This is a genomic window from Corynebacterium ulcerans (assembly GCF_900187135.1).
GTDB lineage: Bacteria > Actinomycetota > Actinomycetes > Mycobacteriales > Mycobacteriaceae > Corynebacterium > Corynebacterium ulcerans.
The window spans coordinates 464,385-485,230 of record NZ_LT906443.1 but is presented as its reverse complement, the minus strand read 5'-3'; the positions used below and the strand labels follow the sequence as shown (position 1 = coordinate 485,230).

The window sequence follows — 20,846 nt, the reverse complement described above, 5'->3', positions numbered from 1 at the left end:
GCCCGCTTTGCCTTTCCTATCCGAGATATGCTGGGACTTATGTTATTTGTAGAGCAGGAACGCTTGGCATTAGCAGAGCTATTACTAGAAAAAGGGGCAAAGGCGCCCACGCTGTGCGAAGGATGGAACGCTGAGGACTTGGCGGTTCATCTCTACGTCAGGCAGCGTTATCCGTTGGCTACTGCAGGAATGTTTGTGCCGGCACTGTCCCCATTGCTCGAACGTCGCACACAACAAACTGCATCTATGCCTTTTGCTGAGGTTGTGAAAAAATGGGCGGAAGAAAAACGGGGATTCTCGCGCTGTAAAACTCTGGACTTTTTCCTGAACACGGCGGAACATTTTGTTCATCATGAAGATCTGCGTCGGGGAGCGTCGCTAGGAGAGAATTCTCTTGTGGCTGGGGTGCAGCCGCGTAGCTTGAGTGACGTGGCGGAGAAAGATTTGTTGCGAGTTCTGCGTCTTGTGGCACCCAAGCTGCTACGACAATCATCGGTTCCTGTGGTGCTAGAACCTGATCGTTATCCTCGGATTGTTGCTGCGGATTCACGGGGAGTGGCCTCTTCTGGCAGTGCCGTAACCCATATCAGAGGCCAGGTAGGAGAGCTAGTGTTGTGGGCTTTCGGCCGTGACGTCGTGGATATTGAACTCTATGGAGACGCAAGAAAAATTGTCAGGTCAGGCCTATAGGCTGGACTTAAATAAAAGGCAGTTTGCAGTGTTGCGAATGTGATGAATGTGACGTGAGCGTCTAAGCTTGGCTACATGACTGTCAGAAGCAATTCCCGATCTGCCGGATCCTCGGCGCACCAGAAACGCTCGCGAGGATCTTCGAATAGATCCGCGCCACGAGTTACAGGTGGGTCAACGGGCCCGAACAGTCGTACTAAAAGGAGTGCTTCTTCTGTGAATCATCCTGCACAGTCTGCGCGTCGTGCTGCAGATACCTCTGAGGAGAGGACTGGCAGTGCTTTCCGTGCTGTTGGTGGTGGATTGGCGTCTCTCTTTGGCGCTACGGCGCGAGGAGTTGGATCTCTTACTCGAGTTGTCGGAGGAATCGGAAAAAACCGAGACGACGAGGCGGAAGATTTCTTTGATGATGACACGGAGACTAAGTCTCGTCGCAAGCGTTCCGCTGTCCGTAGCTCTGAGGATGACGGTGTTGAGGATGAAACTGATTACGAAGGTGGGCGAATAGCCGAGCAACGCGCCGACTCTATTGGCCTTATTCTCATCGCTTTAGCTGTGGTTTTAGGCGCCTCTGTGTGGTTTAACATCGCAGGCCCTATTGGCGAGGGAATTTCTGCAGGTGTGCATTTCCTCATTGGATCGGGGGCTTTGATTTTACCGATTCTTCTGGTCGCAGGGGCTATTGCCTTGATGCTAGGGCATTTTCCTTCTATCGATTCGCGAGGACGCATCGTTGGCGGAACGATCCTGATCGCTGTGTCCATGCTTGGACTGGTGCATCTTTTTGGCGGTAATCCTTCTGACTGGCCGGGGCGTGCTGCTGCAGGCGGGGCGGTGGGGGCTTACACCGGAGGGATCTTAGCCAAAGGATTTTCTTCCTATTTAGCCATTCCGCTTTTGGTCATCATCATTGTTTATGGGGCTCAAAAGATCACAGATATCACGACACGGGAGCTTGTCGACGCCCTCCGCGAGTTTATACATCAACATCGTGGGGCCGAGGCAGATGAGGAGTATTCAGATGATCTCTACTCGGATGTCGATGAAGAACTAGAAGCACGTGCGGAAGGGGATCTGCCTCGCAGGGGAGTGGCGGCAGGTAGGGCGGCCTCGTCTCGTAGCAGCTCGTGGGCTGAGAATGCAGTGCCTTCTCGCGGTAGGTCTGGAATTGATTCACGGATCAACAAAAAACCATCAACTCCTTTGGATGCTTATCCATTAGAAGAAAAAGACGTAGAAACTGGTTTATTCGAGGTTCCAGCAAATGCACCTCAGAAGCGTCGTTCCGCTGCGGTGAAGCGAAATGACGAAGCACGTTTGCCTAGAGACATCTCTGATACCGATGAGCTTCCGATCATTACGGATAAGACTGAGGTAGTGGAAAGACGTCCTTCGGGCAGCGGGAATGGTGCCCAGCAGGTAGCAGGGATCGTCTCGGGAGCTGTCGGCGGTGCAGTTTCAGGAGCTGTCGGCGGTGCAGTTTCAGGAGCAATGGCCGGCAATATTTCTGCTGCTGGGCAAGCGGTGACGGCTGCTGCAGCAGCTGCTGATGTAGTTGCGGCAGGGCGTAAGGCTGTGCAGGAAGCTGTGTCGGCGCGCGCGCAGCAACCGGTGGCGTCGACAAGCCATCAGGGAGTCGAAGATGCTTCTGCAGGGACTATTGATCGCGTAGTAGATGACTATGAGCTTCCTAGTACTGAGCTCCTTATCCCTGGACAACAGCCCAAAACTCGTTCGGCTGCCAATGATCGGATGATTGAAGCGATCACCGATGTCTTTGCGGAGTTTAAAGTAGACGCGCACGTAACGGGATTCTCGCGAGGCCCAACAGTAACCCGTTATGAGGTTGAACTGGGGCCGGGCGTGAAGGTATCCAAGATTACAAACCTCCAATCAAACTTGGCGTACGCGGTTGCGACGGACAACGTGCGTCTTCTGACGCCGATTCCGGGTAAATCGGCCGTGGGTATTGAGGTCCCTAACACCGACCGCGAGATGGTTCGACTAGGAGACGTGTTGAATGCGCCTGAGGTTCTGGCGGACACCGATCCGATGCTCATTGGCCTGGGTAAAGACATTGAGGGAGACTTTGTCGCGCACTCGGTGCAAAAGATGCCTCACTTGTTGGTGGCGGGTTCTACTGGATCCGGTAAATCGGCGTTTGTGAATTCGCTCCTGGTGTCCCTGCTCACCCGAGCAACCCCTGAAGACATACGACTGATTCTGGTTGATCCAAAGATGGTGGAGCTTACGCCTTATGAGGGGATTCCACACCTGATCACTCCTATTATTACTCAGCCCAAAAAGGCAGCAGCTGCGCTTCAATGGCTGGTGGAGGAGATGGAGCAGCGGTACATGGACATGAAGTCTGCACGTGTGCGACACATTAAAGACTTCAACCGCAAGATTAACGCCGGCGAAATTCAAGCTCCGATGGGATCGCAACGTGAATATCATGCATATCCCTACATTGTGTGTGTTGTCGACGAGCTCGCAGACCTGATGATGACTGCGCCTAAGGAGATTGAGGATTCGATCGTCCGAATTACGCAAAAGGCGCGAGCAGCGGGAATCCACTTGGTCCTGGCTACGCAGCGTCCCTCCGTTGACGTTGTGACCGGTCTAATTAAGACAAACGTGCCGTCCCGGTTAGCGTTTGCCACTTCTTCTTTGACCGACTCACGAGTGATTTTGGATCAGGGCGGGGCAGAAAAACTTATCGGCATGGGCGATGGGTTGTTTATTCCGCAGGGAGGAAGACCTCAGCGTATTCAAGGTGCTTTTGTTACAGATGAGGAAATCCAGTCTGTCGTCGACGCCGCAAAAGCTCAGGGACAGCCTAATTACACCGAGGGTGTGACTACGGATAAGGCAGCCGAAGCTAAGAAAGACATTGATTCCGATATCGGAAATGACTTGGAAGATCTACTTCAGGCTGCTGAATTGGTCATTACTTCTCAGCTGGGTTCTACCTCGATGCTGCAGCGTAAGCTACGCATCGGGTTTGCCAAAGCCGGCCGATTGATGGACCTGATGGAATCTCGGGAGATCGTGGGCCCATCTGAGGGATCGAAAGCACGAGAAGTTTTGGTGAGGCCAGAAGAACTCGAAACAACTCTGTGGATGCTTAAAGGTGCAAAACCTGAAGACGCACCTAAAGAGATTGATTCGGATGGTGGTGCTGATACATCGTCTACAACAACACAAGCAACATATAACCCTACTGGTAACGCTTTTTAGTCCTATTCCTGGGCAATGCCCTGTAGCTATACAGAGGGACTAGGGCTGAAATGAGAGATGGTCGGTCTAGGTGGGCAAAATGCTTGTGATCGACTACACTCGGGCACCGTGCATGGAGGGGAGTACCCCACCCACAGCATTGATCGTCAACACGGCAATCTTCATAGATTCCCGGTCGTGCTGGCTCCTGCAGGAGCTTCTGGCAAAAACAGCTAAAAGTTCTAGGAGTGGGGGAGACCTCCGGTTCATCCGCTGACCGAATGAGACCGGAGGTGTCTTTTTCCTTGGAAGTAAACATGATGGTATGGATCATCACTTTTGTGGTGATCTCAGGTTTTTTTGTTTTTGATTTTTATTCCCATGTCAAAACCCCACACGAGCCCACACTCAAAGAATCTGCAGGATGGTCTTTATTTTATGTGGCCCTAGCGTGCGCTTTTGGTGTCTTTCTTTGGTTTGTTTGGGGTGAGCCTGGTAACCCACATCAACATGGGATTGAGTTCTTCACGGGGTACGTTACAGAGAAGGCTCTGAGCGTTGATAACCTGTTTGTCTTCGCATTGATCATGGGGACTTTTAAGATTCCCCGTAAGTATCAACAAAAAGTGCTGCTTATTGGTATAGCTCTAGCGCTGATCTTTAGGCTGATTTTTATTTTACTTGGCGCTGCTGTCATTCACGCCTGGTCCGATGTGTTTTATATCTTCGGTATTTTCTTGCTGTACACCGCGATCAAGCTTATTTATGACGAGGTGACTGATCAGCCTGAGACCGACCCCAATGATATGCGGATAATCAAATGGCTGCGCAAAGTAGTTCGCGTTACCCCTACTTATGAAAAGGATCATCTGTATATCCACCAAAAAGGTAAATTCGCGCTAACGCCGCTATTTATTGCTCTGGTGGCCATCGGCATGATCGACCTCATGTTTGCGTTTGACTCGATTCCTGCGATCTATGGCATCACTCAAGAACCATATATCGTCTTCACCACGAATGCGTTTGCTTTATTGGGCTTGCGGCAGATGTACTTCTTGCTTGATGGTTTGCTTGAGCGTTTGGTCTACCTACCTTATGGATTGGGCATCATCCTCGGCTTTATCGGAGTGAAACTAGTCCTACATGCCCTACATGAGAACAATCTTCCCTTTATCAATAGCGGTAACAACGTTCCAGTTCCCGAAATTGGTACGGTGTGGTCGCTTGTGTCCATCGTAGGAATATTGGCAGTGACGGTGCTTGCTTCTGTGATTAAATCCAAGCGTGATGACACTCAGGGAGTAGTGCGCACCAAAGCTGTGTATGACACTGATGAATAAAAACTAGCTACTTGCGAGTGGCGGAAAGCCACGAAGAAAAGACTCTGTCGCACACATAGGGAGTAATTCCTCTATGCGTGCGACAGAGTCTTTTACGCACCAACAGTGAATTTTATAGCCGATTTAGTCCTCAAAGATATTGATCACGGGGTTCCACGTGTGAGCTGTGCGTGCCGTGAGGGCACCCTCTGCGTAGAAAGGATCGCGGTCCATGATCGCTGTAGCGTCGTCAAGCGTGCTTGGTTTGGGCAGGCGTACAACGAGTAGTGCGCCGCCATCGCCGTCGACAAAAGGACCAGTGCCGATGACTGTTCCTTCCTCTTTGAGCTTGCTGCAAAATTCGCGATGACGTGGGCGTATTTCTGCGATTGCGGGGTTGTTGGGGTCGTAGCTGTACAGGAAAGCAAAGGTGTTCATGTTTTAGATTGTATCGTCAGAAACCTAAGCATCACTGCGGGTTGATTGAGAATTCTCAGTTGGCTAATCGTGTGGTGCAGCAAATGATTAACGCAGAGGCGGGTATGGTGAGTGATTGTGAATGAGGAACGCACTGTCAACACACCGGAACATAAGCCTTCTAATTTTAATGTTCCTAACGTCCTGACTAGTCTGCGCATCATTGTCATCCCATTATTTGCGTGGCTTGTTATTTCAGGTGATGGTCAGCATGCCTCGTGGATGTGGTGGAGCCTAGGCGTCTTTGTCGCGCTCATGATTACGGACAAGCTGGACGGCGATATAGCGCGAGCGAAAAACTTGGTCACTGACTTTGGCAAGATTGCGGATCCGATTGCAGACAAAGCACTGATGATCACGGCGCTTGTATGTCTGAATGTTGTGGGACTCGTGGGGTGGTGGGTCACGGCCATTATTGTGGTTCGCGAACTCGGCATCACGTTCTGGCGTATGGGTGAACTGCGCAAAGGAAACGTGGTTCCAGCCAGCAAGGGCGGGAAGATTAAGACCACCCTCCAATCTTTAGCGGTAGCACTGTATCTGGTACCTCTGTCTGGAGTTTTTTCAGTTGTTCAGTTCCTTGTGATGCTAGCCGCCGTGGCGGTTACTGTTATTACCGGTGTGCAATATCTTATCGATGCGCGCCGATTGAACCATGAACGATAACGCGGAGGGCGCACGGCAGGTTATCGCCGCATTGAGACGTCGAGGCGAGACCCTCGCTGCGTGCGAATCGCTTACAGCTGGTTTGTACATGGCATCGCTTGCCGACGTTCCAGGAGCCAGCGCAGTGCTCACAGGCGGCTTTGTTACCTATGCTACGAACTTGAAGCACGATTTAGCCGGGGTGGATCAATCAATACTTGATGAGTTCGGTCCCGTTTCTTCCGAATGCGCCGTGGCTATGGCACAAGGGGTTCGCATCCGATGTGGTGCTTCTTGGGGGGTCTCTTTAACTGGTGTTGCCGGACCGGACCAGCAGGCAGGTCATCCGGTGGGTGAGGTGTGGATTGGTATTGCTTCCCCCACAGGGCACGTCAGCGCGCATCGTGCAGGAGCTCTTAGAGGTTCCGAGACAGCAGACGCGCTTCTTTCGGGCACACGGCTTCACATTCGTTCTGCAGCTGTACGATGCGCTCATGAACTTATGATGCAGTTTTTGACAGTGTAAGGTTTGTCTAACACTGTGCTCTACTACTGCTCTATATTGAGTAGAGTTGACGCAAGTTTGGGAATTTCTATGGGAAGTGGGAACAAAAGGGCGGCTTAAGCCGTTTGAACTAACGATGATGAACTATACCGCTGTCTTAGATAATCCAGTTTCGGCTTCTGCCACTGGGCGGTCTGCTCGTGCACCAGAGCCGCTTCTGCGCCAAGCATTGGGAGCTGCGCTGCGTGCTTTCCGCGCAGACAAAGGTATTACGCTGCGCGAACTTGCGGAAGCGTCGAGAGTATCTCCGGGATATTTATCGGAGTTAGAACGGGGCCGGAAAGAAGTTTCTTCGGAGCTTCTGGCTTCTGTTTGTCATGCGTTGGGGGCGACTGTGGCTGATGTCCTTATTGAGGCTGCAGGCTCCATGGCCGTGCGATCGGCTGAAGCCGACCTAGCTCGCGTATAAGTAAAACCAATTTTATCCCCGACCTGTGGTGAACATGGTCTGATAGCTCGAACCTGAGCTAGGATTATTAAGCGCGTGCATAACGCGAACAAAACTATTGAAATGAAAGGCCTAACGCACGATGGCTAACCCATTTTCCAAGGGATGGAAATACCTGATGGCTCTCTTTGATTCTAAGATCGAAGAGAATGCTGACCCGAAGGTTCAGATTCAGCAGGCTATCGAGGATGCTCAACGCCAGCATCAGGAGCTATCGCAGCAGGCAGCAGCAGTTATCGGTAATCAGCGCCAGCTGGAGATGCAGCTCAACCGTCGTTTGGCTGAGATCGAGAAGCTTCAATCTAACACTCGTCAGGCTATTCAGCTTGCAGATAAAGCACGCGCTGAAGGTAATACTCAGAAGGCGACAGAGTATGAAAATGCTGCGGAGGCCTTTGCTGCACAGCTGGTTACTGCAGAGCAGGGCGTAGAGGACACCAAGCAGCTGCACGATCAGTCGCTTCAGCAAGCTGAGGCAGCTAAGAAAGCAGTTGAACGCAACTCCATGGCATTGCAACAGAAGGTTGCAGAGCGCACCAAGCTTCTTAGCCAGCTAGAGCAGGCGAAGATGCAGGAGAAGGTTGCGGAGTCGATTCAGTCGATGAATTCCATCTCTAACCGCAATACTCCTAATCTTGATCAGGTTCGTGAAAAGATTGAGCGTCGATACGCTAATGCTTTGGGGACTGCGGAACTCGCTCAGAACTCCGTGCAAGGGCGTATGGCTGAGATCGAGCAGGCAGGCGTGCAGCTTGCAGGTCATTCACGCTTGGAGCAGATTCGTGCAGAAATGGCAGGCGGCCAGCTCACTTCTGGTAATAGCGCTCAGCAACGCTCAATTGAGTCATCGCAGGCAACACCGAGCGCTACCGATGATGCTGTAGCGCAGAAGATGCGAGAGCTTCGCGGGGAAGCGTAAAACCGCGGATCAATCGTTATAAGAAGGCACAAATCCCAGTTGTCGGGGTTTGTGCCTTTTGTTGTGCTAAGAGAGTGTTTAATCGCCGGCACCCCGCGCCATAAGTGCATCCGCTATGCTGCGAGCTCGACGAATAGAGCGGATCATCACAGGTGTTCCTAGGGCCATAAGAGAAAAAGCGGCACCACGCGCTTTCCTAGCGTCTAACACTTCATAGACAGTCGTGAGCATGAGTGGGATGAGCCGAAGCGTTAAAGAAAGCGCCAAAGTAATGGTTTCTACAGGAACTCCATACCGTTCCGTGGGAGCTAATAGGCGTTGCACCGTCTCCATCATTGATTCCAACGGGGTAGTCAATGTGAGAAGCATTGCGAGCATGAGCGAGGCGAAAATGGATAAGACAAGGGCCGATGCGTACGGCAGTCCTTTTTGCCACCACTGAAATGCTCCAAGGAACAACAATATAAGTCCTGGGGGCCACAATTGTCCCCACGCAATACGGGGAGGAATTTTTGCCAAACCGTACAGAGTCGTAGAAAAGAAGACGCAGAACAAGGCGACAATCGGCTGCTTTACTAGAGCCGTTGTAGCTATGACAAAAATTATGAGGAAGCAAAACTTTACGCTCGGAGGAATTCTATGGATAACGCTTTCGCCTGGAACATAGACTCCTAAAGGAACATTACGCATCATAATGGATTGTTTTCCATAAGGGAGACATATTGTGCGATCACGGACTCGGGTGGTCCATCGAACAAGATTTTTTGGTCATGAACACACAGGACTCGATCGAAATTGCTTAAAAGATCAAGATCATGGGTTACTACAATAACCTGCTGCTCTAGGCCCTCGATGATGGTCTTGATATGAGCGCGGTTACGCATATCTAAAAGCGTGGTTGGCTCATCCATGATCACGATTTCAGGTTCTATGACCAGGACAGAAGCCAACGCGAGTAGCTGTTTTTGCCCGCCTGAGAGCAAATGAGGCGAGTGCTCCGCGTGTGATTCAAGGCCAAAACGAGCTAGTACGGTTGCGATGCGTTTGCGTCGTGTTTCTTTGTCTAGTTTGAGGCGGCGTAGAGAGAACGCAATGTCATCTTTAACTGTTGGCATAATAATTTGGTTCTCTGCATCAGAGAACACAAAACCTACTTTACGGCGAACCATTTTACCTTGCGTTGCGACGTCCAGGCCGTCTACTACTACGGTTCCTGAAGAAGGATCGCTTAGCCCATTAATAAGCCTCACCAAGGTAGATTTTCCGCCGCCGTTAGCGCCGATAATGCCCACGCGATGTTCCTTAAGCGACAGACTTACGGAATCGAGGACGGGAAGGTCTTCATAAGCCACGGAGACATTGTCAAAAATGATGCTTGGCATGAGCCTAACCTGCGGAAGCTGCAGTGCGGCGAGTGCCGCGAATATCTGGGAAGGCTGCGTGCACGCCTAATGCAATGACAACAGCTATGACGAGTTTTACTGCGTCAGGGCCAACAAAGGGAATATTAACTGCTGCTGCCTTGGCAAAATCGAGGCCGGCTCTAAGCATAAGTCCAAATGTTCCGCAGGTGTATTGGACTAAGAGTGCGACAAAAGCTGCGAGGGCAAAGAAAACCGTGGTTAATGGCTTGGATTTCTTTGGGGCAAGGTACGCAATGGTTCCTGCGACCAAAGGGGATAGTAGGTAACCAACAAGGTAACCTACTGAAGGACCTGATAATGCGGCCAAGGTAGTGCGCCCACCTGCTAGTACAGGAAGGCCGATCAATCCGAGCGCAAGGAAGAGAGCTGTGGCAAGGAAGCCTCTGCGTCCGCCTAAGATAAGGCCGGCCAAAATGATGACTGCATTTTGCATAACGATAGGGACACCGGCAGCACCTACCGGAATGGAAACAAAAGCAAAAACAATGATAAGAGCCGCAAAGACTGCGATATAAGCGAGATCAAGTAGTCGATTGCGCTGAGAAGAAGTGTTCACGTTCATAAACAGTAGTGGTTAACGCTGTTCAATTCACTATCGGGGCTGCGCTTTGCGTGGGATGATCGCCTACGATGGCCACTATGCGATTAACAGAGTTTCACCAGTTGGTAGTTGATGAATTCGGTAGCACTCGCGGACCGTGGTTGCTCCATTCTCATGTTCTGGCAGCGTTGGGCGACACTCCGGATCGCTTAATTGAGCATGGGGTAGAGCCGAGAGCAGTGTGGTGGGCTTTGTGTGAAGACTTTTCGGTTCCTGAAAGTCGACGGCTGGGGTTGGATAATCCGAAGTAAAAGTTGCTCAGGACTATGTAAAAGTCTGCGGAGATCAGTTTGCCTGTCGAACATCTGTTTGTGTATTCTCGTGGGAGATTAATGCGATGTTGGCAGTGGTCGTTAGGATTCATGCTTAGTTGAGTCGAGCTCACCAATCGGGGGTGGAATTCCCCGGTTATACACTGATGAGGGATCCACAATGCCCTGATCATTCGTCAAAAAGATGAGCCAGATTAATTTGAGTGTTCCTCAATGAGAAAAGAAGGATAAAAATGGCAGCTAAGAAAAGTTCGAAGTCTCAGCCGGCAACAGGGGATAATCGGCAAAAAGCGCTCGACGCGGCCTTGGCTATGATCGAGAAAGACTTTGGTAAAGGCGCAGTAATGCGCCTTGGCGACGACAATCGGCCTCCGATCAGCGCTATTTCTTCTGGAAACACTGCAATCGACGTTGCCCTTGGCATTGGTGGCTTCCCCAAGGGACGCATCGTCGAAGTATATGGACCAGAGTCCTCGGGTAAAACGACTGTGGCTCTGCACGCCATAGCGCAAGCGCAGCGTGCTGGGGGGATTGCCGCGTTTATCGACGCCGAACACGCCTTGGACCCAGATTATGCGCGCAAGCTCGGTGTAGATACAGACGCACTGTTGGTATCTCAGCCAGATACCGGTGAACAGGCTCTGGAAATTGCAGACATGCTTGTTCGCTCAGGTGCCATAGACATCATTGTTATTGACTCCGTGGCTGCCCTTACTCCCAAAGCGGAAATCGAAGGAGAAATGGGAGATAGCCATGTTGGCTTGCAGGCACGTTTGATGAGCCAGGCTTTGCGTAAGATGACAGGCGCTCTCTATAACTCGGGAACGACCGCTATCTTTATCAACCAGCTGCGCGAAAAAATTGGCGTGATGTTTGGTTCACCTGAGACAACTACGGGTGGTAAAGCGCTGAAGTTCTATGCCTCAGTTCGGTGCGATGTTCGCCGTATCCAAACGCTTAAGGATGGACAGGATGCCATTGGCAACCGAACCCGACTAAAAGTGGTAAAGAATAAGGTCTCGCCCCCATTCAAAATTGCAGAGTTTGACATCATGTATGGCGAAGGAATCTCTAGGGAATCCTCCATCATCGATTTGGGTGTAGACAACGGGATCATCAAAAAATCGGGCTCGTGGTTTACCTATGATGGCGATCAGCTCGGGCAGGGCAAAGAAAAAGTCCGTCTGTACTTAAAACAGACCCCTGAGCTAGCGGACGAAATCGAAGAGAAGATCTTCCGGGCACTGCAGATTGGAAAGTACGCTAATCAAAATGACGCGCTTACTGACGATCCAGTAGATATGGTCCCTAATATCGACTTTGATGACGAGGACAATGGCTAAGATTGATCCAGGTCTAAGCAAAGAAGACAAGCTCAAGCGCCTTTCGCGGGCGCTTGAGCGCTATCACGAGGAAGGCAGCGAACTTTTTGATAAAAAGTTCGAAGAAGCCAAAGCCCCAGTGAAACACCGCGCGCTTCTGTTGCTCAACCAACGTCAGCGCTCACGCCACGAGCTTAAACAACGGTTGCTTTCTTTAGATTTTGAAGAAGACGTTGTGGATTCGGTGCTGGAAGACTTTGAACATGCAAAGCTGCTCGACGACCAAACGTTTGCCAATGAATGGGTGCGGCAACGACATGTAGCACGTGGAAAATCTCGTGCTGCGCTTAACCATGAGCTTAAAGAAAAAGGCGTGGGCAGACAGCAGCGTGAGGAAGCGTTGAGCCAGGTTTCTGAAGACGATGAAGAAAACGTGGCGAGCGCTTTAGCTTGGAAAAAGGCTCGGTCGATTAAAAAGATACCCGAAACGCGAAACGACTATGACAAGGCACTAAGAAGAATCGTAGGTGTACTTGCACGTAGAGGCTTTGGGCAATCTCAGTCGCTTCACATCGCACGTTCTGCATTAGAACAGCGGTTGGACGAACTTAAAGAATGAAAGCCAAGAAACAGCATCCTAAAAATGCAGGTGATTCGGTTATGGCTTTTATCCCTTGCCCACTACAATGGCGTGACGTGTCATTGTCAACAAAAGATGTGCAGATGAAGAACGAAAAGTCCGAGAAAACAACTGTGGGCGCGGGTAAGACGTATGAGGTGCGAACCTTCGGTTGCCAAATGAACGTCCATGATTCTGAAAGGCTTTCCGGACTTCTTGAAGACGCCGGATACTCACCCGTAACAGCTGGTGATGAACCAGATCTGGTGGTCTTTAACACCTGTGCCGTCCGAGAAAACGCTGATATGCGTCTTTATGGAACCTTGGGGCAATTACGCGCAACCAAAGTGGAACGCCCTGGGATGCAGATCGCGGTAGGTGGTTGTCTCGCGCAAAAAGACAAAGACACTGTTGTGAAAAAAGCACCTTGGGTGGACGTAGTTTTTGGCACTCATAACATTGGTTCCTTGCCAGCGCTGCTTGATCGTGCGGAGCATAACAACCGTGCGCAGGTAGAAATCGTGGATTCCTTGGAACAATTCCCCTCCGTCCTTCCTGCAAAACGAGAGTCTGCCTATGCAGGATGGGTATCAGTGTCCGTCGGATGCAACAATACGTGCACGTTCTGTATCGTGCCCTCATTGCGCGGTAAAGAGGTCGACCGCCGTCCCGGCGACATTCTGGCAGAGGTACAAGCACTCGTGGAACAGGGCGTATCTGAGGTAACGCTGCTTGGGCAAAACGTTAATGCTTATGGAGTCAATTTCGCTGATGCTTCGATTGAACGTGACCGTTCTGCTTTTTCTAAGCTTCTGAGGGCCTGTGGCGATATCGAGGGGCTCGAACGACTGCGTTTTACCAGCCCGCACCCGGCAGAATTTACTAGCGACGTCATTGATGCCATGGCTGAGACTCCTAATATTTGCCCGCAGCTGCACATGCCGCTTCAATCCGGCTCTGACAAAGTCTTGAAAGAGATGCGTCGCTCGTATCGATCAAAGAAATTCCTGGCGATTTTGGATGAGGTAAGGGCGAAGCTACCTCATGCCTCGATAACCACAGACATCATCGTTGGCTTCCCTGGTGAGACTGAAGAAGATTTTCAGGCAACCCTCGACGTGGTAGAAAAAGCTCGTTTTACCAGTGCTTACACCTTCCAATACAGCCCTCGCCCGGGGACACCTGCGGCAGAGTATGACAATCAGATACCAAAAGAAGTGGTGCAGGAACGCTACGAGCGTCTCCTAGAGCTGCAAGAGCGAGTGTCTCTCGAAGAAAACCAGAAGCTTATTGGCACAGAGGTTGAGCTTTTGGTGCAGGCTGAAGGCGGACGGAAGAACAATAAGACAAACCGGCTTACGGGCCGTGCTCGTGACGGCAGGCTGGTTCATTTTTCGCCGGAAGGCGTCACGGATGGAGAAATCCGTCCAGGCGACATTATTCTCACAACGGTCACCAGTGCTGCGCCGCACTTCTTAATCGCAGACTCTGGTGTTATCTCGCATCGTCGTACAAAAGCCGGCGATATGAGCGCTGCTGGAAAAGTGCCTACAACTGCGCCTGTTGGCGTTGGGCTAGGATTGCCTTCAATAGGTGCGCCAACTGCACAGAAGTCCGCGTCACAAGACGCTTGCGGCTGCTAAGGCAAGGAATTACATCTGTTTGCGCACTGTGCGCAGCATTATTGAGTCGTTAATAGGAGAAGGCAGTAGTGTCTGAAGCAAAACAAGAGCCAGTTTCTGCTAGCCAGTTAGCACATGAAGAGAAGACCGTTTCTCGTCGTGTATCAACAGACGGTGCGCGTGCCGGCATGCTTGTGGCTCTTGTTCTTTTTCTTGTTGGACTTGCGCTACCTCATACAGGTGGAATTCGCGGGGCACAGTTACTCATCCCTGGAGACTACGGCTCAGTCAAGGTGGCGGAGCACATCTTTGTTTATGTGGGAACGCTGTCCGTCGTTGTGCTTAATGGGGTAACGCTGCTATCCCGACGTACTTTAGCTGCCAATTTATGCTATCTACTTGGTGGAATCTCTTTGCTGGTTTCCTTGTTCTGCTTATGGATGAGGTTACAAAGTAAAGCGTTTCAAGGACAGACCGGCATCGGAATCGGCTTGTTATTGGAAGTAGCAGCCACGATTATTTTGGTTTTCTTTTTAAGCTTAATTATCTTTGCGCGGAGTGATGAACAAGCAAAGATTGCTCAGGCCCGGGCAGAACATGAAAATCTCGATGAGGTCGGCTATGCGCAACGATCTCTGCGCATAGCCGAACAGGCGAGTATGCCGAAAGAGAACCCATTATTTATCGATGATCGGCGTCGATTAGCTGCAGCGAAGCACAAGAAGAATCAGGAACGCGGAGCTGACAAAGACAACCGCTAAAACCAGTCACTGGTTAAGCTAGTTTTTTTCTCCCATGCACGTATTGAAGCTACACGCGTAAACCCAAGCTGGTTATTAACGGTTTGCATGGCAGCGTTGTATGTGGCCATTTCGGTATAAATGCGCTTGATATGAGGCCATCGACGAAGGGCTTCGGTGATACAGAGCGTTTTGATCAGCGTGCCCAGATTTTTTCCTCTATATTCGCGTAGAACAAGAGTAAAGCTTTGCTCGGCGACAGAAGGAGATGCGTCGGCGCGTCGAGAAGCTTCGCTGAAGGCAATGGCTTTTCCTTGGTGTACAAGCACGGTAGAAACTACTTGGTTGCCGCGACGGCGAGTTGTTTCAGCTGTTTGTTCTAGCCGTTCCCTAGTCCAGGGGCGCGGCTTCCTACTCAATGTGCCTACCGGTATGTCGTAGGCCGCTTGGTTGAATAGAGACAGGAGGCTGTCGACGATATCGTGCGGTGGCGTGTGATCGTAGTAGGTGAGGGATTCAAAACCTTCAGGAATCGCTATGGGATAGTCCTGAGCGGGTACATATCCTTGGATCTCATCCAGACCTTGGATAAAGCCTTGATCATGAATGACTGACTCTAGGAAGAGACTATAAGGAGTCGGCTCCGCAGGCATGAGCTTCCATAGCTGGATGATGGGGCGGCTTAGTTGTTCTGCAAGCGAGGGGAGAGATTCCAACAAGAATCGGATGCACTCGCGTGCCTCGTCGCTTGGCTGTTCTGCAGGCAGGGGCTGAAGCTCCGCATCCAGGATGATGTCGCACGCGATTGAAGAGAGATTTGACTGTAGTGGCACGTCGATTTCTAGATATCCAACTGGATAGCCAAGAGTATTTTCCTCTGACCCAGGTACTGGATGATCGGTGCAAGGAAGCATCTCTAAACCTAGCTCACCTGTCGGATATATCGACGTGTGATGCTCTTCTTGGACAGCAACAACAATAATTGTTCGTTGAGCAGGAGAACCGTGAAGTTGCTGGATAACAGAGGCAACGGTGGAGGACGTGGAGTTATCCCCACTGATGTCTTGTGTAGCTAAATTAGAAGAAAAAGTAAACGACCGAAGCAGATCGCTCGGCTCGATACGAGACAAGTCGGCGTGCTCCGGTCGTTCGATTTGATAAAGCTTCAGCATCTAGCCAATTCTAGCGGTTTTCTACCGCATTGAGTGCTGCATTGGCCCATTCTTGCCACTGCTGCGCCTGTTCACGCAATTGCGCAGCCTTCTTGGAGTTGCCCTTAGCCTCAGCCTCTGCAGCTTGTGCATTAAACTCTTCGACTTTGGCGGTGAACTGGGAAGCACGCGCCTGCGCCTCTGGGTCAGTACGGCGCCACTGAGCATCAGCGGCATCTTCCACCTTGCGTTCAAGCTTGGAGATTTTATCTTCGAATTCGCGTACCCGGTCACGTGGCACGTAACCGATTTCTTCCCATTTCTCTTGCAACTCGCGTAGCTTTTTACGTGCTGCGTCGAGATCCTTGGAAGGATCGATGAGCTGCGAGTATTCCGCAAGGAGAGCATCCTTTGCGTCGGCATTAGCGCTGAACTCGCGATCTCGTTCTTCATTGACCGCATGGCGCGCGTTGAAGAAGTAATCTTGAGCTTCTTTGAAAGCACTCCACAGCTTGTCGTCTACTTCACGGGGAGCCCGTCCGGCGGTCTTCCAGGAGGTCATAAGATCCCTGAATGTCTTAGCCGTGTCATTCCAGTCAGTGGAGTGCTTAATCTCGTTGGCTTTGGCTACGAGTTCTTCCTTCACCTTGCGCGCTGCTGCCCGGCCCCGGTCCAACTCCGCAAAGTGAGAACCGCGACGACGATTAAAAGAGTCACGAGCACGTGAATAGCGCTTCCAAAGCTCATCGTCTGTTTTACGGTCAATTCCCTTGATACTCTTCCACTCATCGAGTATCTCGCGGATACGGTCGCCGGCCGCTTTCCAGTCTGTAGAGTTTTCGGCTAGGTCTTCTGCTTCGGCTGCGAGTTCTTCCTTGCGGGCGATTGCTTTGATGCGGTGCTGTTGCTTTTCCTCGCGTGCTTTTTCGCCGGCGTCGTCTGCGCCGTTGATGATGCTGCCCAAACGTCGCTCAAGAGATTCGATATCGCCAATAAACGCTGCGGTAGGCAGAGTCTCCAGGATTTCTGCTGCCTTGCGCTTGATGTGGTCTGCGTCGCCAGGATGCGTATTAAGCCGTGCTTCTAGCAAAGCGACTTCCGTAGCGGCATCGTCGAAGCGAGCCCCGTAGTGGGCGAGGCCTTCAGCCGGGGTACCCGCTTGCCAGGAACCGATCTCTCGGTCGGCGCCTTTGTAGGTGACAAAGACAGTGCCGTCTTCTTCCACGCGGCCCCATTTACTGGGGTCGTTCTGCGGCGCAACCGGAACCGCAGGTGCTGAATGCACCGCATGTGCACCAGGGCGTGGCCCCGGCACAGCTCCTGGTCGAGGACCGGGACGAGGACCTGGGGTGGGGCCTGGCTTGGGGGAAGTGTTAGAGCTCATAACGCTAGTCCGTCTTTCTATTCATCGTGCCGCGCGTCGCGGCTGCCGAAGCTTTAACAGAAGCACAAGGAGAGGAATCTGCTATTCCGAGTATGCCTTATGTTTCACTTCAATAAACTTACAGGTTTCGTAATGACACTGCCGCAAAAACAAGCGTGACATTCTCGGCAACTGAGCGCATGCAGGTTGGTTCTCTTACGACCCACGTTTAGGCTTAGCTCTGGAAGCGTTGCAAGCATATGCAACGTGGAAGGTAGAGGGAGGCAGTTGTGGTGAGTATTGATACGGATACCACGGTAGAAAGTCGTGGAAAATGTGAAACGAAACCGTGGGCCGTGTTGATTATTCCGAGCAGTCCGGCGCTTGTCTCAGAGTTATCTCCTGATGCTGCTTCAAGTGTGTTGCGCGAGTGTGCGCGTTACATGATTGAAGGCTTGTCTCCTACGTCGATAGACATTGTTGGCACATGCGATACCAACTTCCGCACAAACATAGAAGGCAGTTTCAAAGCGTGGGGTGCCCCCCAGGTGAATGTGGGGAAGGGGTTTTATCTTCCTGAACTTATCGCTCGTTATGTTGCGGGTCCTTTTATAGAGGATAACCCGAGGGTGGACGTGTCAGAGATCAGGCCGCGTCTGGAGAAACCACGCGGTGGAACACTCACGATTGTTGTGGTTGATGGTTCCGCAGGCTTAACTGAACGGGCGCCGCTTGCTTTGCTTGATGCGGGGGAAGAAACCCACCAGCTCATGGAGAAGTTGTTGGCAGGAGGACCTCATGCTCTCCATGATGGCGCGGAAAAAGAGAAATTTAACGCGCTGCTTACCCCAGAAAACGGTGGGGTTGTACATCCAGACTTGTGGCATGAACTCAGTGAGCTGGAGGTGGAAGAGACGTTTTTGGCTTTGTCTGATTCGTCTTTGGGAGTCGGGAGATTTGTCGCAGTATGGAAGGGCACAGCAGCGGGTAGGAGAAGCACGTGTCAATAGCGTTTACACAGCACAGAGAAAATGGCATGCACAAGGAAAAACCGGATCATCAGGCTGTAGACGGAATACGCCCCATCGCCGTCGTTGGACCTACGGCATCGGGGAAGTCAGCTCTTGGTATTGCTCTAGCGCATGAGCTAGACGGAGAGATAGTCAATGTTGACTCGATGCAACTTTATCGAGGCATGGATATTGGCACAGCTAAACTTTCTCTTTCTGAGCGCGAAGGGATCCCTCACCATCAGCTTGATGTTTGGGAGGTCACGGAGACTGCATCGGTAGCAAGGTTTCAACAAGACGCAGTACGCGATGTGGAAGACATCATGGCACGTGGGAAAACCCCCATTCTGGTGGGGGGATCGATGCTGTATGTGCAAGCGCTTGTCGACGCCTGGCAATTTCCCCCCACTGATAAGAAAGTGCGGGCTCAATGGGAAGAAAAACTGGCTGAAATCGGTATTGACGCGTTGCATCGCGAACTTGCACTACGTGATCCCGCTGCGGCGGAGATTATTGAAGACAAAGATCCTCGCAGGACAGTTCGGGCGTTGGAAGTTATTGAGCTTACTGGTCAGCCATTTCAAGCCAGCCAGCCGCCCAAAAATGGCACTCCTCGTTGGGGGACACGAATTCTAGGCCTACGTACCCACAGTGATTGGCTTAACCCTCGTATTGAGTTACGCACTCGTCTCATGTTCGAACACGGTTTTGTCGCAGAGGTTGAATCGTTGTTAGACAAAGGATTGGTGGCTGATTCGACGGCAGGGCGGGCGATCGGATACGCGCAGGTTTTACAGGGAATGGCAGGCGATTTGACCTGGGATGAGGTAGTGGATCGGACGATCACGGGGACTCGCAGATATGTGCGCAGGCAAAGAAGCTGGTTTAACCGTGATCCCCGTATCTCCTGGATTGATGCTGCTGAAGACACTCCGACGCAAGCGCTATCATTGCTAACGTGACTGTGACACATGAATTACCTCAGCAGATCTCGTTTGCTAAAGGCCATGGGACTGAAAATGACTTTGTAATTATCGAGGATCTTGACGCGAAGCTGCCGTTGACGCCTCAGCTCATAAGCGCCATGTGCGATCGTAGGGCGGGCGTGGGTGCAGACGGTGTTTTACGCGTCGCTCGTGTTGGAGCCTTGCTGGCTTCCGGTGTGCTTACCCAAGCTCCGGAAGGGCTAGACCCATCTGACTATTTTATGGACTATTACAACGCGGATGGCTCTGCTGCAGAGATGTGCGGTAATGGAACACGCGTGTTTGCCCATTGGCTGAGATCACGAGCTTTAGTCGATACAGATGACTTTAGTATTGGCACTCGCGCAGGGGTTCGTACCGTTTCGGTCCACTCCTTTAGCGCAACGGATGCTGACGTTAGCGTTGATATGGGACCAGCCGAAGTCACCGGTGTCTCAACGTGTCATATCGGTACGGCTTCATACGCAGGCATGGGAGTGGATATGGGGAATCCGCATCTCGCCTGCGTGGTTCCAGGGTTGACTCCGCAAGCCTTGTCAGAGGTTGATCTGGTACAGCCTGTTGTTGACAGTGAGTTTTTCCCAGAGGGAGTCAACGTAGAGCTGCTTACGGAACTCGATCAACAATCGCAGATCCATATGCGTGTGTATGAGCGTGGCGTGGGAGAGACCCGCAGTTGCGGCACCGGTACCGTCGCTGCGGCGCGCTCGGCGCTAGCTGATGCTGGGCTTGTCGACGGCCACGTGGTGGTACACATACCTGGTGGCAGCGTCAGCGTGACAATCCAAGGAGACACTTCTGTTTTGCGGGGCCCCTCAAAAATCGTTGCGTGGGGTCAACTGGATACCCGCGGTTTAAGCGCATAAACCCGTTAAGTAAACGCCCGCACCAAGATATACCGGTGCGGGCGTTTACTGATAGAGCTGAGACTAATTCTCGCTCAATCGTTTCGCAGCGCGTCGTGCAGCAATCCACGATTCCTCAAAATCAGAGGCACGGCGGTCGGTAACCTCAAGGATTTTCTCTAGTTGCCCGATGGTCAATGCCTTAGTGAGGTGTCCATCGGCGCGAGTCAGGAATCGGCGCGAGGTCTTTCGAAGATAATGGAAAGCCTCAATATCCGGATCACTGCTTTCTGGGTCGAGAAGCGCAGGACGATAGAGGGTGCGATCCGCGATCGACTCCATGTCCGTGCCTGTCTCAAACTTGTCATACTGCGTGAGAATATCTTGTATATCCTCAAGCGTGAGCCGGATGGAAGCACGGAGAGAATCTACTTCCCGAGTATTGGGACGATGCTGAGTCATAAAGGTTGTTGCACCGATAATGATGATAGAGAGCATCACTCCGGGAAACTTGAGCCATATAACGAGGCAGACGCAAGCAAAAGAGATCGCGATGTAAGGCCAGAGTGGCCTACGTCCTGCGTCGCTAATTCCAGCGAATTCCGGCAT

Annotated in this window: 22 protein-coding genes; 15 read left to right on the top strand and 7 right to left on the bottom strand. The window is 51.6% G+C overall.

All coding sequences use genetic code 11. The features are described 5' to 3' along the window. Positions 1 to 27 precede the first annotated feature (27 nt). From CKV68_RS02165 to CKV68_RS02150, 3 genes are all read left to right on the top strand, one after another. Complete coding sequence (locus CKV68_RS02165) at positions 28 to 690, top strand: TIGR03085 family metal-binding protein (RefSeq protein ID WP_095075510.1); 663 nt, start codon at positions 28 to 30, stop codon at positions 688 to 690. A gap of 75 nt (positions 691 to 765) precedes the next feature. Then, complete coding sequence (locus CKV68_RS02160; RefSeq protein ID WP_095075509.1) at positions 766 to 3,930, top strand: DNA translocase FtsK; 3,165 nt, start codon at positions 766 to 768, stop codon at positions 3,928 to 3,930. 299 nt (positions 3,931 to 4,229) lie between these two features. Continuing rightward, positions 4,230 to 5,249, top strand: coding sequence for a TerC family protein (locus tag CKV68_RS02150; protein WP_029975255.1), 1,020 nt, complete (start codon positions 4,230 to 4,232; stop codon positions 5,247 to 5,249). A 123-nt stretch (positions 5,250 to 5,372) separates the two neighbouring features. Here the strand turns inward: CKV68_RS02150 and CKV68_RS02145 are convergent, their stop codons facing one another. Then, positions 5,373 to 5,666: a YciI family protein gene (locus tag CKV68_RS02145; protein WP_095075508.1), complete on the bottom strand. Its 294-nt coding sequence runs from the start codon at positions 5,664 to 5,666 to the stop codon at positions 5,373 to 5,375. A gap of 111 nt (positions 5,667 to 5,777) precedes the next feature. On the opposite strand from CKV68_RS02145, the gene pgsA reads away from it, so the two are divergent. The 4 genes from pgsA (at position 5,778) to CKV68_RS02125 (ending at position 8,282) form a co-directional block, all read left to right on the top strand. Next, positions 5,778 to 6,371, top strand: coding sequence for a CDP-diacylglycerol--glycerol-3-phosphate 3-phosphatidyltransferase (pgsA, locus tag CKV68_RS02140; protein WP_038618746.1), 594 nt, complete (start codon positions 5,778 to 5,780; stop codon positions 6,369 to 6,371). Then, the gene (locus CKV68_RS02135) at positions 6,361 to 6,876 is read left to right on the top strand and encodes a CinA family protein (RefSeq protein ID WP_029975257.1); all 516 of its coding nucleotides are present in this window, start codon (positions 6,361 to 6,363) and stop codon (positions 6,874 to 6,876) included. Before pgsA ends, CKV68_RS02135 begins: the two co-directional genes overlap by 11 nt. 115 nt (positions 6,877 to 6,991) lie before the next feature. After that, on the top strand, positions 6,992 to 7,324 hold the full coding sequence (locus tag CKV68_RS02130) for a helix-turn-helix domain-containing protein (RefSeq protein WP_013911726.1): 333 nt from the start codon (positions 6,992 to 6,994) through the stop codon (positions 7,322 to 7,324). A gap of 121 nt (positions 7,325 to 7,445) precedes the next feature. Beyond that, positions 7,446 to 8,282 (top strand): PspA/IM30 family protein, encoded by an 837-nt coding sequence (locus CKV68_RS02125; protein ID WP_013911725.1) that lies wholly within the window; start codon positions 7,446 to 7,448, stop codon positions 8,280 to 8,282. Between the two features lie 78 nt (positions 8,283 to 8,360). On the opposite strand, the gene CKV68_RS02120 is transcribed toward CKV68_RS02125, so the two are convergent. The 3 genes from CKV68_RS02120 to CKV68_RS02110 are packed head-to-tail and all read right to left on the bottom strand — an operon-like array spanning position 8,361 to position 10,268. After that, entirely contained in the window at positions 8,361 to 8,975 is a 615-nt protein-coding gene (locus CKV68_RS02120) for an energy-coupling factor transporter transmembrane component T family protein (RefSeq protein ID WP_095075507.1), read from the bottom strand. After that, complete coding sequence (locus CKV68_RS02115; RefSeq protein WP_095075506.1) at positions 8,972 to 9,664, bottom strand: energy-coupling factor ABC transporter ATP-binding protein; 693 nt, start codon at positions 9,662 to 9,664, stop codon at positions 8,972 to 8,974. The genes CKV68_RS02120 and CKV68_RS02115 overlap by 4 nt, the downstream gene beginning before the upstream one ends. A gap of 4 nt (positions 9,665 to 9,668) precedes the next feature. Then, the gene (locus tag CKV68_RS02110; protein WP_014525915.1) at positions 9,669 to 10,268 is read right to left on the bottom strand and encodes a biotin transporter BioY; all 600 of its coding nucleotides are present in this window, start codon (positions 10,266 to 10,268) and stop codon (positions 9,669 to 9,671) included. A gap of 77 nt (positions 10,269 to 10,345) precedes the next feature. On the opposite strand from CKV68_RS02110, the gene CKV68_RS02105 reads away from it, so the two are divergent. From CKV68_RS02105 to CKV68_RS02085, 5 genes are all read left to right on the top strand, one after another. Beyond that, on the top strand, positions 10,346 to 10,558 hold the full coding sequence (locus tag CKV68_RS02105) for a DUF3046 domain-containing protein (RefSeq protein ID WP_080742789.1): 213 nt from the start codon (positions 10,346 to 10,348) through the stop codon (positions 10,556 to 10,558). 254 nt (positions 10,559 to 10,812) lie between these two features. Continuing rightward, a complete protein-coding gene (recA, locus tag CKV68_RS02100) occupies positions 10,813 to 11,922 on the top strand; it encodes a recombinase RecA (RefSeq protein WP_013911720.1) in 1,110 nt (369 codons plus the stop codon). Next, positions 11,915 to 12,520 (top strand): recombination regulator RecX, encoded by a 606-nt coding sequence (gene recX / locus CKV68_RS02095; RefSeq protein ID WP_014836504.1) that lies wholly within the window; start codon positions 11,915 to 11,917, stop codon positions 12,518 to 12,520. The genes recA and recX overlap by 8 nt, the downstream gene beginning before the upstream one ends. Before the next feature lie 104 nt (positions 12,521 to 12,624). Next, positions 12,625 to 14,163: a tRNA (N6-isopentenyl adenosine(37)-C2)-methylthiotransferase MiaB gene (miaB, locus tag CKV68_RS02090; protein WP_095076215.1), complete on the top strand. Its 1,539-nt coding sequence runs from the start codon at positions 12,625 to 12,627 to the stop codon at positions 14,161 to 14,163. 68 nt (positions 14,164 to 14,231) lie between these two features. Then, entirely contained in the window at positions 14,232 to 14,903 is a 672-nt protein-coding gene (locus CKV68_RS02085; protein ID WP_095075505.1) for an Rv2732c family membrane protein, read from the top strand. Here CKV68_RS02085 and CKV68_RS02080 read toward each other — a convergent pair. Further along, a complete protein-coding gene (locus CKV68_RS02080) occupies positions 14,900 to 16,054 on the bottom strand; it encodes a GNAT family N-acetyltransferase (RefSeq protein WP_095075504.1) in 1,155 nt (384 codons plus the stop codon). The genes CKV68_RS02085 and CKV68_RS02080 overlap by 4 nt on opposite strands. Positions 16,055 to 16,064: 10 nt before the next feature. Then, positions 16,065 to 17,417 carry a DUF349 domain-containing protein gene (locus CKV68_RS02075; RefSeq protein WP_095075503.1) on the bottom strand — a complete coding sequence of 451 codons (1,353 nt, stop codon included), beginning with the start codon at positions 17,415 to 17,417 and terminating at the stop codon, positions 16,065 to 16,067. 269 nt (positions 17,418 to 17,686) lie between these two features. Between CKV68_RS02075 and CKV68_RS02070 the strand changes: the two genes are divergently transcribed. The 3 genes from CKV68_RS02070 to dapF are packed head-to-tail and all read left to right on the top strand — an operon-like array spanning position 17,687 to position 20,258. Beyond that, the gene (locus CKV68_RS02070) at positions 17,687 to 18,406 is read left to right on the top strand and encodes a hypothetical protein (protein ID WP_095075502.1); all 720 of its coding nucleotides are present in this window, start codon (positions 17,687 to 17,689) and stop codon (positions 18,404 to 18,406) included. A gap of 26 nt (positions 18,407 to 18,432) precedes the next feature. Beyond that, the gene (gene miaA / locus CKV68_RS02065; protein WP_095076214.1) at positions 18,433 to 19,368 is read left to right on the top strand and encodes a tRNA (adenosine(37)-N6)-dimethylallyltransferase MiaA; all 936 of its coding nucleotides are present in this window, start codon (positions 18,433 to 18,435) and stop codon (positions 19,366 to 19,368) included. Positions 19,369 to 19,394: 26 nt separating this feature from the next. After that, a complete protein-coding gene (gene dapF, locus CKV68_RS02060; RefSeq protein WP_197697116.1) occupies positions 19,395 to 20,258 on the top strand; it encodes a diaminopimelate epimerase in 864 nt (287 codons plus the stop codon). A gap of 63 nt (positions 20,259 to 20,321) precedes the next feature. On the opposite strand, the gene CKV68_RS02055 is transcribed toward dapF, so the two are convergent. Continuing rightward, positions 20,322 to 20,846, bottom strand: coding sequence for a hypothetical protein (locus tag CKV68_RS02055; RefSeq protein WP_013911711.1), 525 nt, complete (start codon positions 20,844 to 20,846; stop codon positions 20,322 to 20,324).